Origin of the sequence: Mariniflexile litorale, assembly GCF_031128465.2 — a bacterium.
Lineage (GTDB): Bacteria > Bacteroidota > Bacteroidia > Flavobacteriales > Flavobacteriaceae > Mariniflexile > Mariniflexile litorale.
In genome coordinates this window covers 4,078,042-4,093,681 of record NZ_CP155618.1, presented here as the reverse complement: position 1 = coordinate 4,093,681, position 15,640 = coordinate 4,078,042, and the positions used below count along the sequence as shown (strand labels likewise).

The 15,640-nt window shown below is 32.1% G+C and carries 15 protein-coding genes; 9 read left to right on the top strand and 6 right to left on the bottom strand.

Annotated elements, in window-relative coordinates; genetic code table 11:
- Window positions 1-59 precede the first annotated feature (59 nt).
- The gene (locus tag QLS71_RS17365) at window positions 60-1,016 is read right to left on the bottom strand and encodes a fasciclin domain-containing protein (RefSeq protein WP_308992049.1); all 957 of its coding nucleotides are present in this window, start codon (window positions 1,014-1,016) and stop codon (window positions 60-62) included.
- 186 nt (window positions 1,017-1,202) lie between these two features.
- Here QLS71_RS17365 and mnmA point away from each other — a divergent pair, with 186 nt between their 5' ends.
- The 6 genes from mnmA (at window position 1,203) to QLS71_RS17335 (ending at window position 7,665) form a co-directional block, all read left to right on the top strand.
- Window positions 1,203-2,390, top strand: coding sequence for a tRNA 2-thiouridine(34) synthase MnmA (gene mnmA / locus QLS71_RS17360; RefSeq protein WP_308992048.1), 1,188 nt, complete (start codon window positions 1,203-1,205; stop codon window positions 2,388-2,390).
- Window positions 2,391-2,416: 26 nt separating this feature from the next.
- Entirely contained in the window at window positions 2,417-4,027 is a 1,611-nt protein-coding gene (locus QLS71_RS17355) for a S8 family serine peptidase (RefSeq protein ID WP_308992047.1), read from the top strand.
- The gene (locus tag QLS71_RS17350) at window positions 4,028-4,972 is read left to right on the top strand and encodes a nitronate monooxygenase (RefSeq protein ID WP_308992046.1); all 945 of its coding nucleotides are present in this window, start codon (window positions 4,028-4,030) and stop codon (window positions 4,970-4,972) included. It begins immediately after the preceding gene.
- A gap of 282 nt (window positions 4,973-5,254) precedes the next feature.
- Window positions 5,255-6,643, top strand: coding sequence for an MATE family efflux transporter (locus tag QLS71_RS17345; RefSeq protein WP_308992045.1), 1,389 nt, complete (start codon window positions 5,255-5,257; stop codon window positions 6,641-6,643).
- Window positions 6,644-6,763: 120 nt separating this feature from the next.
- Window positions 6,764-6,991 carry a hypothetical protein gene (locus QLS71_RS17340; RefSeq protein WP_308992044.1) on the top strand — a complete coding sequence of 76 codons (228 nt, stop codon included), beginning with the start codon at window positions 6,764-6,766 and terminating at the stop codon, window positions 6,989-6,991.
- Between the two features lie 104 nt (window positions 6,992-7,095).
- Window positions 7,096-7,665: a phosphatase PAP2 family protein gene (locus tag QLS71_RS17335; RefSeq protein ID WP_308992043.1), complete on the top strand. Its 570-nt coding sequence runs from the start codon at window positions 7,096-7,098 to the stop codon at window positions 7,663-7,665.
- Window positions 7,666-7,668: 3 nt separating this feature from the next.
- Here QLS71_RS17335 and QLS71_RS17330 read toward each other — a convergent pair whose 3' ends face one another.
- From QLS71_RS17330 to QLS71_RS17320, 3 genes are all read right to left on the bottom strand, one after another.
- The gene (locus QLS71_RS17330) at window positions 7,669-8,553 is read right to left on the bottom strand and encodes a diacylglycerol kinase family lipid kinase (protein ID WP_308992042.1); all 885 of its coding nucleotides are present in this window, start codon (window positions 8,551-8,553) and stop codon (window positions 7,669-7,671) included.
- Window positions 8,553-10,472 carry a sulfatase-like hydrolase/transferase gene (locus QLS71_RS17325; protein ID WP_308992041.1) on the bottom strand — a complete coding sequence of 640 codons (1,920 nt, stop codon included), beginning with the start codon at window positions 10,470-10,472 and terminating at the stop codon, window positions 8,553-8,555. Before QLS71_RS17325 ends, QLS71_RS17330 begins: the two co-directional genes overlap by 1 nt.
- 95 nt (window positions 10,473-10,567) lie before the next feature.
- Window positions 10,568-11,125, bottom strand: coding sequence for a DUF2911 domain-containing protein (locus tag QLS71_RS17320; RefSeq protein WP_308992040.1), 558 nt, complete (start codon window positions 11,123-11,125; stop codon window positions 10,568-10,570).
- A gap of 165 nt (window positions 11,126-11,290) precedes the next feature.
- Here QLS71_RS17320 and QLS71_RS17315 point away from each other — a divergent pair, with 165 nt between their 5' ends.
- The 3 genes from QLS71_RS17315 to QLS71_RS17305 are packed head-to-tail and all read left to right on the top strand — an operon-like array spanning window position 11,291 to window position 13,892.
- Window positions 11,291-11,842: an RNA polymerase sigma factor gene (locus QLS71_RS17315; RefSeq protein WP_308992039.1), complete on the top strand. Its 552-nt coding sequence runs from the start codon at window positions 11,291-11,293 to the stop codon at window positions 11,840-11,842.
- Entirely contained in the window at window positions 11,826-12,398 is a 573-nt protein-coding gene (locus QLS71_RS17310) for a hypothetical protein (protein ID WP_308992038.1), read from the top strand. The genes QLS71_RS17315 and QLS71_RS17310 overlap by 17 nt, the downstream gene beginning before the upstream one ends.
- A 12-nt stretch (window positions 12,399-12,410) precedes the next feature.
- Window positions 12,411-13,892, top strand: a complete 1,482-nt coding sequence (locus tag QLS71_RS17305) for a hypothetical protein (protein WP_308992037.1) — start codon at window positions 12,411-12,413, stop codon at window positions 13,890-13,892.
- A 2-nt stretch (window positions 13,893-13,894) separates the two neighbouring features.
- On the opposite strand, the gene miaA is transcribed toward QLS71_RS17305, so the two are convergent.
- Window positions 13,895-14,806, bottom strand: a complete 912-nt coding sequence (miaA, locus tag QLS71_RS17300) for a tRNA (adenosine(37)-N6)-dimethylallyltransferase MiaA (protein ID WP_308992036.1) — start codon at window positions 14,804-14,806, stop codon at window positions 13,895-13,897.
- Complete coding sequence (locus QLS71_RS17295; RefSeq protein ID WP_308992035.1) at window positions 14,799-15,632, bottom strand: ion transporter; 834 nt, start codon at window positions 15,630-15,632, stop codon at window positions 14,799-14,801. Before QLS71_RS17295 ends, miaA begins: the two co-directional genes overlap by 8 nt.
- Window positions 15,633-15,640: the final 8 nt, after the last annotated feature.

The following is a 15,640-nucleotide window of genomic DNA, read 5'->3' as shown; positions in this document are numbered from 1 at the left end:
TTTAATTTTTAGACAATTTTATAAAAAGCTATTAATCATTGTCTAAAAAACCAACCAAACTAACTTTGTAAATTAGGTATAGCCACTTTATTTATCACATGTATTACGCCATTGCCCGCTTGTACATTTACAGCAATTATTCCAATGTCAGAGTTTCCAGAACCATCTGTCACGTTAGCAATATTGGATCCTGTTCCAGGTAAGGTTATTGTTAAGTTATTTCCTTGTAAGCTTGGTGCAACAGTATTTCCGTTTGGAGTTAACGCTCCAGATTGAATATTTCCAGAAACCACATGATGTAATAATACTTGGGTTAAAGTTGACTCTTCAGGAATACTAGATAATGCACTAAAAGCATCGTTTGTAGGTGCAAAAACAGTAAAAGCTTCTTCTGTATCAGATAATATGGATACAAAATCTGTGTTAGGAGTTAGCGTGGTTAATGCGCTTACTAATGTTGTAAAATTAGGATCTGCCGTAGCAAATGTTACCACTGTAGGAATTCCAATTACAGCATCTACAACATGTATAACACCATTTGTTGCCTCAATATTAGCTGTTGTTACATTTGAAACACCATTTAATTTTACACCATTAGTGGTGTTTACAAACATACTCAAGTTTAAATCTGTATCAGAATAAGTTGCTAATGTATTTTTATATCCTGTAGTTAAGCTTGAAGAAGATAATTCTTCAGCAATTACATGATTTAATAATACTTGAGTTAAAACATCCACAGGAACATCGCTAACAGATGCAAAATTATTTGTAGATAAAAAAGTATTAAAAGCTGCGTTTGTTGGAGCAAAAACGGTGTATTGCCCAGAACTATTTAGGACATTTACTAAGCCAGCTCTATCTAATGCAGTTACTAAGCTTTCTAAACCAGGTGTGGCAATGGCTATTTCTGCAATTGTTTCTGGTGTTTTTACAGGGTCATCATCGTCACACGATACAATCATCAATAGTGCAAAAACCATCAATGACATCTTACTAATTAGTTTAAATTTTTTCATGATATAATTTTTTTTGATTTTTATTGTTTAACAAATATAATAAAAGTTTAAACAGAAGTTAAATATTCTGTTTAAATTTTTGTTAAAAACGATAAACAAAACATTAAGCTTAATATTGAAAGGTTATTCTATGTTAACTTTTAGTAGTATATAATTTATATCTTTGCAAAATAATTTTTTAAGTAAATGAAACGAGTAATTATTGGACTTTCTGGTGGTGTAGATTCTAGCGTAGCAGCCTATTTATTAAAGGAGCAAGGATATGAAGTGATTGGTTTGTTTATGAAAAACTGGCATGACGATTCGGTAACAATTTCTAACGAATGTCCTTGGTTGGATGATAGTAACGATGCCATGTTGGTTGCAGAAAAATTGGGTATTCCTTTTCAAACGGTCGATTTAAGCGAGCAGTATAAAGAGCGTATAGTCGATTATATGTTTCATGAATATGAAAAAGGAAGAACACCAAACCCTGATGTGCTTTGTAATAGAGAAATAAAATTTGATGTTTTTATGAATATTGCTTTGGAACTTGGAGCCGATTATGTAGCTACTGGGCATTATTGCAGAAAAGGTGTTATTGAAAAAGATGGAAAAGAAATTTATCAGCTATTAGCGGGTGAAGATGATAATAAAGATCAATCGTATTTTTTATGTCAATTATCACAGCAACAATTAGCAAAATCATTATTTCCCATAGGTGAACTAACCAAACCACAAGTTCGAGAGATAGCCATGGAACTCGATTTAGTTACTGCAGAAAAGAAAGATTCGCAAGGACTTTGTTTCATAGGGAAGGTAAAATTGCCCGATTTTCTTCAACAGCAATTAAAACCGAAAGAAGGTGTTATTGTTGAAATTCCGAAAGAACAATCTATTTTTAATGAAGAGGAACCTGAATTTAATTCAGAAGAAGAAAAATTACAATATCTATCGCGAAAAATTGAATATAAAGTCGATCAAGGAAAAATAGTAGGCAAACACCAAGGAGCTCATTATTTTACAAAAGGTCAGCGTAAAGGTTTGGCGGTTGGTGGTACTATAGAACCTTTATTTGTAATTGATACCGATGTAAATGCTAATGTTATTTATACAGGTCAAGGGAAAGAACACCCTGGTTTGTATAAAAAAGTATTGTTTGTTACCAACGAAGAGTTGCATTGGGTACGTGAAGATTTAGCATTACAAGTAGACGAAACAATGCAAGTATTAGCAAGAATTCGATACAGACAGGCTTTAGAGAAAGCTACGTTGCATAAAGTAGATAGTGGTTTATATGTAGAATTTGAAGGATTCCAATCAGCAATAACCGAAGGCCAATTTGTAGCATGGTATTTAGATGATGAGTTAGTAGGTTCAGGAGTTATTTGTTAACTTGCAATAACTTAAACCTATTCGCAATGAAAAAAAAACGACTTTTTTTGATATTGTTGTGCACCCCATTTATTCTTCTAGCGCAACAAGATGCCTGGGTTTATTTAAAGGATAAGCAAGATGTAACAAATTCAGTTGCGAATCCCATATCTATTTTAACTCAAAAAGCCATCGATAGAAAAAATAGGCACAATATAGTTATTGATACTCGAGATGTTCCTGTAAACGAAACATATATTTCTCAACTTAAAGGAGCGACTGGCATAAGTGTTTTTGCAAAATCTAAATGGTTTAATGCGGTGCATGTAAGAGGCACAGAAACTAACATAAATAATTTGCTTATTAATTTTTCTTTTGTAGACCATATAGAATTTGCCGATAAAAGTTTAAACGTTTTAAAAAAAGTTAAACATAAACAACAATCAAAATTCACAGAAACGTTAATTTCTTATAATTACGGTTCTGCTGCTAACCAAGTTCAGATGATTAAAGGCGACCAACTTCACCTTCTTAATTACACAGGAACAGGTATGACTATGGCGGTTATAGATGCGGGATTCCCGAATGTGAATACCATGTCAGGATTTCAACGACTAAGAAATGCCAATAATATTTTAGGAACTTACGATTTTGTAGGACGAGATAATGATGTTTATACCAACACGACGAGTAATCATGGTACATTGGTATTAAGTACTATTGCTGGTTATGTTGAAAATCAATTTGTAGGTACCGCACCAGATGCTTCGTTTTATTTATTTATAACTGAAGATGGACTTACTGAAAATCCCGTTGAAGAAAGTTATTGGGTAGAAGCCGCCGAGCGTGCCGATAGTTTAGGAGTCGATGTTATAAATTCATCGTTAGGATATACAATGTATGATAATCCTAATTATAGCCATGCCAATGCCGATATGAATGGGAATACGACTTTTATTACAAAAGGTGCTAATATTGCTTTTGAAAAAGGTATGTTGATAGTTAATTCAGCTGGAAACTCTGGTAACGATAGTTGGGGAATAGTTGGCGCACCAGCCGATGCTGTGGGTGTATTCAGTATTGGGGCTGTACGATCCAATGGAACTTATGCTGCTTTTAGTTCACGTGGAAATAATACACAACCTACTCTTAAACCAGATGTGGTGGCACAAGGGCAAGCTAGTGTTGTAATTACAGAAAATGATATAATTACAACCGCAAATGGAACGAGTTTTAGCTCGCCCATTGTGGCAGGTGGCATAATTTGTTTGTGGCAATCTTTACCAAATAAAACAAATGCAGAAATTATGCAGTTGGTTCGAGAATCTGCGTCACAATATAATGCTCCTGATTACTTTTTGGGATATGGTGTCCCAAATTTAGAAATAGCTATGAATAAAGGTTTAGATGTATTAAATGAAGGGACTGATAACCTGAAAATATATCCTAACCCCGTATACAATGAGTTATATTTTACTGTAAGTTCGGGTGAACTCGCATCGCTTTATATTTTTGATGTTCTTGGTAAACTTGTTGTTAAAACCTTGATAACACACTCAAATCGTATTGTGAATGTTTCGTCCCTTTCTAAAGGTATGTACATCGTTAAACTTCAATCTTCAAATGAATTAAAATCAATTAAACTTATTAAGAAATAAATGTCTACCAATAGAATTACTCCATTATTTCAAATAGAACATCCAATCATTCAAGCAGGCATGGTATGGAACAGTGGTTGGAGATTGGCATCGGCAGCAAGTAATTCCGGAATATTAGGTTTAATTGGCGCAGGATCTATGTATCCAGAAGTTTTACGAGAACATATTCAAAAATGTAAAAAAGCGACTGATAAACCTTTTGGAGTGAATGTACCTATGTTATACCCCAATATTCAAGACATTATGGATATTATAGTAGAGGAAGGCGTGAAAATAGTCTTTACTTCAGCAGGAAATCCTAAAACATGGACTTCTTGGTTAAAAGAACGAGGGGTTATAGTTGTACATGTTGTAAGTAGTGTGAAGTTCGCTTTAAAAGCACAAGAAGCAGGTGTGGATGCTGTTGTTGCCGAAGGTTTTGAGGCTGGAGGACATAATGGACGGGATGAAACCACTACTTTAACATTAATTCCCATGGTTAAAGAACATATAAAAATTCCTTTAATAGCAGCAGGAGGGATCGCTACAGGTCGTGCCATGTTAGCAGCAATGATTTTGGGAGCCGATGGGGTACAAGTTGGAAGCCGGTTTGTAGCTAGTACAGAAAGTTCTGCACACGATGCTTATAAACAAGTTGTTATTAATACAAAAGAAGGTGATACGCAATTAACTCTAAAAGAATTAGCACCCGTACGTTTAATAAAAAATAAGTTTTATAACAAAGTACAGGAACTATATAAAACAGCGCCTACGCCAGAGCAATTAAAGGAATTGTTAGGTAGAGCGCGTGCCAAAAAAGGCATGTTTGAAGGCGATTTAGATGAAGGGGAACTAGAAATAGGACAAATTTCTGCGTTAATAAACGACATCAAACCAGTGGCTCAAATAGTTGAAGATATGCTCTACGAATTTAATTTAGCTAAAAAGCAAGTTGAATATTTATAAAATCATACAAATAAAAAAGGGAAAAAATTAATTTTTTCCCTTTTTCGGATATCGAAACGATAAGCCCAAATATTTTAAATCCCTGTAAAACAAAAGCTAGCAGTTTCAATTGCTAAAAATCCTTAAAAGAGAATGCCCTATTCAAGGCTTTGCTAAAGTATGAAAATTCATCGATTAAATTGTTAAAATTAACATAAGTTATTAACATTTGTTAATTTGTCTTTTCGAAAGGATTCTTTTAAAAAATTGGTCTATACTATTCCTATAGCTTACTTTTGCCTCATGCAATTAAAGGATTATACCAAAGAGTTTACATACAATTGGCAATTGGCAGCGCCTGTGATGCTAGGTATGTTAGGACATACCTTCGTTGGATTTGTAGACAATGTTATGGTTGGACAACTAGGAACAGCTGAACTAGCAGCGGTATCTCTAGGTAATAGTTTTATGTTTATAGCTATGTCTTTAGGTATTGGTTTTTCTACAGCAATAACCCCTTTAATCGCTGAAGCTGATGCTGAAAAGGATTTTGAAAAGGGAAAATCGACATTCAAACATGGGTTGTTTTTATGCACCATGATTGGTATTGTACTTTTTCTGCTCGTGCTTTTGGCAAAACCTTTAATGTATTTAATGAAACAGCCTCCAGAGGTAGTTGAGTTGGCAATTCCTTATTTAGATTTGGTGGCCATTTCATTAATTCCTTTAATCATTTTTCAAGGATTTAAACAATTTAGTGACGGCTTATCTATGACACGTCACCCCATGTATGCTACAATTCTAGCCAATATTTTAAATGTGGTTTTTAATTATTTATTAATTTTTGGGAAATTTGGTTTTCCCGAAATGGGTATTGTTGGTGCGGCCTATGGCACATTAATATCTAGAGTTATCATGGTTTGGTATTTGTGGTATTTATTGAAATTAAAAGAAAAGTCGAAAGCATTTGTTACTAATATCAAGTTTTTTGTATTGAATAAATTAATGCTTAAAAAACTACTAAATTTAGGATCGCCAAGTGCGATGCAAATGTTTTTTGAGGTGGGTATTTTTACAGCAGCTATTTGGCTAAGTGGGCTGTTGGGGAAAAATCCACAAGCAGCAAATCAAATTGCATTAAACTTAAGTTCTATGACTTTTATGATTGCTACAGGTTTAAGTGTAGCTGCCATGATACGTGTAGGAAATCAAAAAGGATTGCAAAATTATATCGATTTACGTCGCATAGCCTTCTCTATATTTTTATTGGGTATTATTTTAGCATTTTGCTTTGCCGCCATGTTCTTTTTGTTGCATAACCAGTTACCAAAATTGTATGTAGATTTTGATGATGCAAAGAACTTTATAGATAATACAGAAGTTGTAGAAATAGCCTCAAAACTATTAATAGTAGCAGCTATTTTTCAAATAAGTGATAGTATTCAAGTTATATTTTTAGGTGCATTGCGAGGTTTGCAAGATGTTAAGATACCAACTATTATTACATTTATTTCATATTGGCTCATTGGGTTTCCCATTAGTTGGTTCTTAGGAAAAGAGGAAGCTTATGGAAGTTTTGGGATTTGGTTAGGATTACTTGCAGGATTAACAACTGCTGCTATTTTATTGTATATTCGATTTAATTATTTAACTAAAAAACTTATTAAGGTTGAAATGCCTCAAGTGAGCTAAAGTATGAGAGTTAAAAAAAAGTATAATAATAACTAGTTTGCCCAATAGCTAATAAATTATAACTTTGATTAATTAAATAACTTAAGTGCATTTTAGGCACTTGTAACTTATAACTTTAAAATGAGCCTTCCAAAATTTATACTTGGTGATAACACCGAATTTCCAAACGCTATTTATGTGATTCATACCGAATTCCCTAGATTTATTATTAATCTTGAAGATGATGAGATTGAATGGTTTGAAGATTTTGATGATGAAGATGAAAAGGAACTCTTGGCTGAAACCGAAAACATGGTTAAATTAGCCACCGAGTTTTATGATAATGAAATTTTAAAATACGAAGAGTAGTTGCGTTAAGGATTGAAGCGACATCCTTTTTTACCATTAAAAGTAAAAAAGATATAGCGGAAAGCCTGACTTGAGGTACGAGAGTAACGCCCAAAAAAAATATAATGATTGAAAAACTTTTAGAATACGACACCCAACTATTTTTGTTTTTAAACAATTTGGGATCACCAACTTGGGATCGTTTATGGCTTCTTATAACTCATGAAGTTACTTTTGTACCTTTATATGCCATTTTATTATTTCTTTTACACAAGAAGTATGGACTTAAAGCATTATTGATTTTTGTAATCCTTGTAGCTTTGATGATAACCTTTACAGATCAAATTACCAATGTGTTTAAACGTGGGTTTGTAAGACCAAGACCTTGTGGCGAGGCAAATTTAATTGATCATATGCGTTTTATTGCTGTACGTTGCGGTAAATATGGTTTCTTTTCTGGGCATGCATCGAACTCCATGGCGGCGGCAGTTTTTGCAGGTTTAATGTTACGTCCTTATTATAAAAACCTCATATTTATTTTACTTTTTTGGAGTGCTGTTGTGGCCTATAGTAGAATTTATGTGGGGGTACATTATCCTTTAGATCTCCTTTGTGGAGCAACTTTTGGAGCCTTAGTTGGATTCTTGTTTTATAAGTTAGCCCAATATAATTTAAAGAGATTTGTTACAACTTAAAATCTATCTTGCAATTACATTTAAAGCCTTTTCGAGTATAGAAATCTCTATGCTATGATTTTTTATCATTAAAAATTCACCATCAATTTGAATTTGAAATAAGGGCCTGTTTTTTTGAGTAATTTTGATGTTTTTGCTCTGAAAGGTAGTTACTTCTTTTAAAATATGGTGGCACTTTAAAAACATTAATAGCGTAAATAAAAAGATTTTAAAAGCCCCTATTTTTTTTACAATAAGAATGTCTAATTTGCCATCTTGCAATGATGCTTTTGGGGTTAAACTGACATGATAACCCATTTGATTTGAATTTGAAATAAAAATTAAAAATGGTTTATGTTGAATGGTTTTACCATTTATAGCTGTTTCAACTTCAATTAATTTATTAACCTTCTTTAGTGATTTTAAAGTGGCTTTAATGTAGCTAGATAAAGTTCTTTCGTTTGATGCTTCATACTGTTTTATAACTTGCGCATCAAAACCAATACCGGTGTTACTAAAAAAGTAATGGTTATTTAATAAGCCTACATCAATTTGTTTTACAGCTTGATTTTTAATTAGTGTGAGGGCTTTATTTAAGTTTTTTGGAATATCTAAATTAGACGCTAATCCATTTCCTGAACCAATGGGAATAATGCCTAAAACAATTGGGGAATTAACTAAGCAAGAGGCTACTTCGTGTATTGTTCCATCACCACCACAAGCTACAATTACATCAGCATTTTCTTTTATGGACTCTTGCGTTAATTTTATAGCATGCTTTTTATAATGTGTAGGTTTTACAACTATCGTAAAGTCTTTTTTATTAAAATATTTGTTAAGAAACACTAAATCTAGATTGTTATTCCCTTTCCCAGCTATAGGATTTAGAATAAAATGTATCTGTTTCACTAATTATTTTTTAATTTTAGACCGTTGTTACGGTACAGGTAATCTGCTACTTGATAAAAGGAAATAGTTTCTTCTAACAGCGTCGTATTAATCTCTTTGGGTATTAAATTATCATTATCTGTTTCCCATTCATAATAATTAACAATATGTTGGTCGCTTAAGATCATTAATTTTTGGTCTTTTAAAAGTCCTAAATTTCGGTAGTTGCCTATAAAGGCACGTTCATCTTCTTTTTTCATTTTCATAATATCCAATCCAAATAAATTAGAAGTGTAATCCCAATTTAAAAGTGCAAATAGGGTAGGGAACACATCTATTTGAGAACTTAGTTTTTCTATTTTTTGAGGTGCTATTTTTTCTAGGTTGAAAATCATAGCAGGAATGCGGTATTTATCTATATTTAAATTCCAACGTCCGGCACTACTAGCACAGTGATCAGCCATAATAACAAAGACGGTGTTACTAAACCACGGCTTGGTTTTGGCTTGATTTAAAAAAGAGCCTATAGCATAATCGGTATATTCTATAGCACCTTCTCTACTGGTGCCAGAAGGTATATCAATTTTGTTATCAGGATAAGTAAAGGGTCGGTGGTTAGACGTTGTCATTACAAAATTAAAGAAAGGGGTGTCAGTTAGGTATGCTTCATCAGCTTCTTTTAAAACTTTACTGTAAATATCTTCATCACATACGCCCCAAGCATTTTCAAAAGTTACTTCATCATCATCAATATTAGTCCGTTTTGTTTTTATATCAGAATCTAATAAAAAGCCTCTTCCTCTGTCAATAATGTTAAATTCATTGCCACCAAAATAAGTATTCATATTATCAAAATAGCCATCGCCTCCATAAAAGAAATTACGCTCGTAACCTTGTTGTTTAAAAACTTCTCCAATGGTAAATAAATCGGTGTTATTATCACGCTTAACGATGCTTCTTCCTGGTGTTGGAGGAATGGACAAAGTAATGGCTTCCATACCTCTTACGGTACGTGTGCCTGTTGCGTATAAGTTGGTGAAAAATAAACTTTCATTTGACAGAGAGTCAAGTGTTGGAGTTATTTTTAATTCACTTCCTAAAGAATTGAGATAAGAAGCACTTAAACTTTCAATACAAATAAAAATAACATTGGGTTTTTGTGCAGGATTTATGCTATCAGCATGTGTTACAGTTCTGTAAATTTGTTTTCCTTTTGGCTGTAAAAATTCACTATTAGGAGCCGTTAATTTTTGTTTAACATTCGAAAAAGCTTTATCCTCATCAATGGTTTTATAAAACTCGGTATATGATAATTCGTTGCTTTTAAATGCGGCAAAGAAAGAATAAATACCTGTTTTTGCTAATTCGTTGTTGTATCTGTTCTTGAATTGTTCGGCGTCTTCATTTTTTATAAATAAAACAAATATGCTAGCTATAAAAAAAATTAATAAGGATGGAATTAATTTTTGTTTTAATACCGTATCATTATCAAATGTTTTTTTGAATACGTTTGCTTTTTTAGTAATGAATATAAGTACAAAAAGCACACTTAAAATAGCACTTAATAACAGCGGAATGGGATAAGATTCGTTGATATTTTTAACAACTTCGTACGTGTAAATTAAATAATCTACTGCTATAAAATTAAATCGACGTTCAAATTCTTCCCAAAAGGTGATCTCAGCAAAAAAGGAAAATAGAAAAATAAGGAGTCCAATCGAGTAAGCTATATAGGTAACTACACGATCGAAAATAGAACCGTATAATTTTTTAGGTATAATTAATAAATAAAAAACATAGGGTAATGCAAAAAAAGATATGGTGCCAATATCAAAGCAGAAACCAATTAAAAAGGTTTTAATTAGAATAAATACAGAAGCATCTATTTGCGGATAATACCAAAATGTTAAACAAAATCTTAATATAAATGCGAGTGACATAAATATTAAGATGTATAATTTTAATAATTCAAAACGTTTTGGGAAAATTTTATTCCACATATATCTGCGGGTGTTTAATTAAGAAAATTTTTCAATTATTCTTTAAGAGGAACGGTAACCTTTACATCATCCCAAGCCAAGGTTAAAGCTAAACTATCGGTAGAATTATCAAAAGCGATGGTAAATTGTTCTACTGTTGAATTTAATTTATTAACAGGCACTTCAATATCAACCACATCGTAGTTGGGATCCCACATAGGTTTCATTTCTTTATCAACACCCCATTTGTATTGTTTTGAATTAAAAATAACAGTCCATATACTATCTTTTGGAACAGTCCATAAAGTATATTTTCCAGCAGGTAATTGCATGCCTCTTATAGTTAAATTTTGATTGGTTTCAAAAGTAGTTGCTTCATTGGCACCTGTTCTCCATACCTCATTATAAGGTACCAATGCTCCAAAAACCTCTCTTCCTTTTTTATAAGGACGGTTGTAAAACACTTTAAGTTCTAAATCATTCAATTCAAATTTTACCGTGTCCTTGGGACTTAATCGAGGTTCGAAAATATTTTCGACAAAAATGCAGTATATAAATAAGCCTATAGTAAAAATAGATAATAGTATTAAAATGCGTTTCAAAAAGGTATTCATAAATCGTAAATTATTTGGGATAAAGATACTTTAAAAAGTAATGATTTCTAAAATGCAAACGTAGAATTCTTTAGTTTTGTTTTATTCATGAAAATTTTTTTTTGCAACACTACACTTTTTTTGTCGTCTTTAAAATGAACTAACTAAAACCAAAAGTAAATTAGCATGTTTCAGGTTGACATTATAGAACAATGTAAACAAAACAATCGGAAGGCACAATTGCAGTTATACAACCAGTACTGCGATGGTATGTATAGTGTTGCCAAACGATTTTTGAAAGATACCGATGATGCTGAAGATGTAGTACAAGAGGCTTTTATTAAGGCATTTTCTAAACTTAATCAGTATAAAGCAGAAGTAACTTTTGGGGCTTGGTTAAAACGTATTGTAGTAAATAAAAGTATCGATTTTTTAAAATCTAAAAAACAACGGTTTGTTGAATTAGAAGAGGTGCACCTAAAAGTTGTTGATACTACAGAAGACGACAAATGGTTGGTAGAAGACACAATTACATTAAACGATGTAAAAAAGGCAATTAATAACTTACCCGAAAAGTATCAATACGTGGTAATGCTCTATTTAATTGATGGTTACGACCATCAAGAAATTTCAGAAATTTTAAATATTTCAGAAGTCGCATCGCGAACACAATTATCTAGAGGTAAAGTAAAATTGCAAGAACTGCTAAAACTTAAAAAAAATGGCACAAGATATTAGAGAATTATTTAAAGAAGATGCACAAACGCAGGAGAAAATGCCCATAAAGCACCAAAACAGGTTTCTTAAAAAGTTAGATGCGGCATTACCAATAGAAAGTAAATCTAAGTTTAATTGGTTAAAAATAGCGGCTAGTGTTGTGGTATTTTTAGGTTTAAGTTTTGGAGGTGTTAAGTTTCTAAAGCAAGAGGTAACACTTCCAAAGAATGTAACTCCAAATACTATGGAAACTAAAACCTTGGGTGATGTGTCACCTGGATTAAAAAAAGTTGAAGATTATTATTTGGCAAGTATAAATTTAGAGTTATCTAAAATAAAATACACGCCAGAAACTAAAGATCTTTTTGATGGTTATGTTGTTCAACTAGAAGAACTTGATAAAGAATACAAACGCCTATCCGTTGAGTTAACAGAATCTGGACCTAGTGAGTTAACAGTAAATGCATTAATTGATAATTTAAAATTTCGGTTAAATCTCTTGTATCGTTTAAGAGCACAATTAAAAGAATTAAATATTTCTGAAACAGGAGTTGAAGAAGTGACTAAAATTATCTAAAAAAATCAAAAAATGAACAAATCAATTATAAAAGTAACGCTTTTTGTTTTAAGCTTTTTTGTTGCAGGTTCTTTGTTTTCACAACAAAAACTAACAAAAACAACACAATCTATTGATGTAAATAAAGATGTTACCATTAATTTAAACACAAGTTATACAAATATTGTTTTTGATACTTGGAATAAAAACACAATTGAGATAGAAGCCTATATTGAAGGAGAAAAGTTAAGTGGTGATGCGCTTAAAAAGGCATTGAAAGATTGGAAAATAACGGTTGATGCCTCAAAAAGTATCGTTACTATTTCAACAAAAGGAGGTGATTCTAATGTATGGTCTCATAATTTTACGGGTCATGATAATGATGCGGTACATGCTGTTTTAAAGGAATTAAAGTTTGAATTGGCAGATTTACCCGAATTGCCTGAACTACCAGCAATGCCTGATGTACCCAAAATACCTGAAATGCCAGAATTACCAAATTTACCGGAAGGAATAAGTAAAATGCAATTTAATTATGAAGCTTATCAAAAAGATGGTGAGAAGTATTTAAAAGAGTACTCCAAAAAATTTGAATCTAGTTTTGGTAAAGAGTATGCAAAAAAAATGGAAGCTTGGGGCGAAAAATTTGGAGAAGAATGGGGTGAAAAGTATGGGAAGGAAATGGAAGCTTGGGCTAAAAAGTTTGAAGGTAAGTGGGAAGAGAAATACGGAAAGGAAATGGAGGCTTGGGGTGAAGAATTTGCTAAACGTATGGAACAGCAAACAGAAAGAATTGCTCATCAACAAGAACGTTTAGCCGTTGAGCGTGAAAAACAGGCACAAATAAGAGAAAATCATATGCACGAACGTGAAAAACTAGCCGATGAAAGACGGGTTTTAATTGAAAAAATGGTAAGTGAAAAATCAAACACAAACGTAAAAAAAACGATTAAAATTAAAATGCCAAAAGGAGCAAAGTTGAAAGTAAATGTAAGGCATGGTGAAATTGAGTTTGCTGCTAATATTGATAATTTAAAAGCAGATTTAGCATACACCAAGTTTACAGCACAAAGCATTAATGGAAGTAAAACTTCCATTAATGCTTCATATTCACCAATAAATGTAACCTACTGGAACTTAGGGAAGTTGAATCTTAATTATGCGAAAAATGTAAAATTAAGTAACGTTAAGCAGTTGGTTTTAAATTCAAATTCCTCAAATATCACCATAAAGAATTTATTGGGAAGTGCTGTTATTAACGGAAATATTGGAGATTTGAAAGTTTTAAAAATAGATGATGCGTTTACTAATTTAAATGTTATTCTTCAAAACAGTAACGCAACCATTTCACTTCCTAAAGCAGACTATAATTTACAGTATAATGGAAATCAGAGTCGTTTTAGTCATCCTAAAAAAACTTCAAAAGATACCTCTACAACTTTTTCTATAGGGAGTTTAAGTAGTGGAAAAAGCATTGTTGTAAATGCTAAATATAGTCATGTTATTATGCAATAGAACTACATGTTTTCTATCTGCACTTTGCAAGTGTCAATAATAACATCCGCATCCGCTGAATAATCAAACCACAAAGTTTTTTCACCTTTTTTAAACCAAGTTAGTTGGCGTTTGGCAAAACGTCTACTATTTTTTTTTATTTCAGAAATGGCAAAATCCAGTGTCCATTCACCTTCTAAATAATTAAACAATTCTTTGTAACCTACAGTGTTTAAAGCATTCAAATTCTTAAAAGCAAGTAAATTTTTTACTTCATCTAACAAACCTTGTTGCATCATGATATCAACACGTTGGTTGATGCGGTTGTAGATAGTTTCTCTTTCGGCATTTAAACCAATGGTTATGGTTTTAAAATTTCGATTTATTTTTTTATTGTTTAAAAATGAAGAATAAGGTTTGTTAGTGCCAATACAAATTTCTAAAGCACGAATAACACGTTGGGGATTATCGATAGCAATGGTATTATAAGTAACGGGATCTAACTCCTTAAGTTGATTTTGAAGATAGGGAAGTCCTTTAGTTTCTAGATGGGTGTTTAAAGATTGCCTGATACTGCTATCAACTTCAGGAAAATCATCTAGACCTTTGGTTACGGCGTCAACATATAAACCAGAGCCACCCACCATAATAACGACATTATGAGTTTTAAAAAGACTTTCTAAACAGTTAAGAGCTTCTTTTTCGAAAGCGCCAACACTATAAGTATCTTGAATAGATTTGTGGTGAATAAAATGGTGTTTTGCTGCTGCTAATTCTTTTTTAGATGGAGCAGCGGTGCCTATGCTCATTTCTCTAAAAAACTGACGGGAATCTGCAGAAATAATTTCAGTATTAAAATAATTAGCCAGTTTAATACTTAAGGCTGTTTTGCCAATGGCTGTGGGGCCTATTACAGAAATCAGGTATTTAGGCATCACTGTTTAATTTATTTCCACATTTTCTGCAGTATGATGCATCACTAAGAATAATATCGGCACCACAATTTTTACAAGAACTGTTTGTTAAGTTCGATGTGGAATCTTTAGAAGCAGTATATTCCGCTGAAACGATACCTGTTGGAACAGCGATGATACCATAACCAATGATCATAATAACAGTGGCGAGAATTTGTCCAACAGCGGTTTGTGGTGTTATATCTCCAAAACCTACAGTGGTAAGTGTTACAATACACCAATAAATACTTTGTGGGATACTTTTAAAACCGTTTTCAGGACCTTCAATTAGGTACATAACAGTACCTAAAATTATAGATACAATAAATACAAAAAAGATAAATATAAATATTTTTGAACGGCTATTTTTTAATGCTTTTATAAGTTTGTTTGATTCGCCAACAAATCTAATGAGTTTCAAAATTCTAAAAACTCTTAAAAGGCGTAGAGCTCTAAACACCGATAAAAATTGAGTGTCTAAAATAAAGAACGAAATATATTTGGGTAAAGTTGAAAGTAAATCGACCATTCCGTAAAAACTAAAAATATATTTTTTAGGTTGATTTACACATATAATTCTTAAAATATATTCTATTGAAAATAAAATAGTTATTATCCACTCTGATACATTAAAAAAATCATGATATTTCTTGTCAAACGACTGTATACTTTCCAGCATTACAATAATAATACTGTAAAGAATTGCAATTAATAAAATAATATCAAAAAGTTTTCCTGCAGGAGTGTGCGTGCCGTATATTACTTCATGAAGTTTGTGTTTCCAGTTTGTTTTTTGTTGCATACTCATGGTTTCAA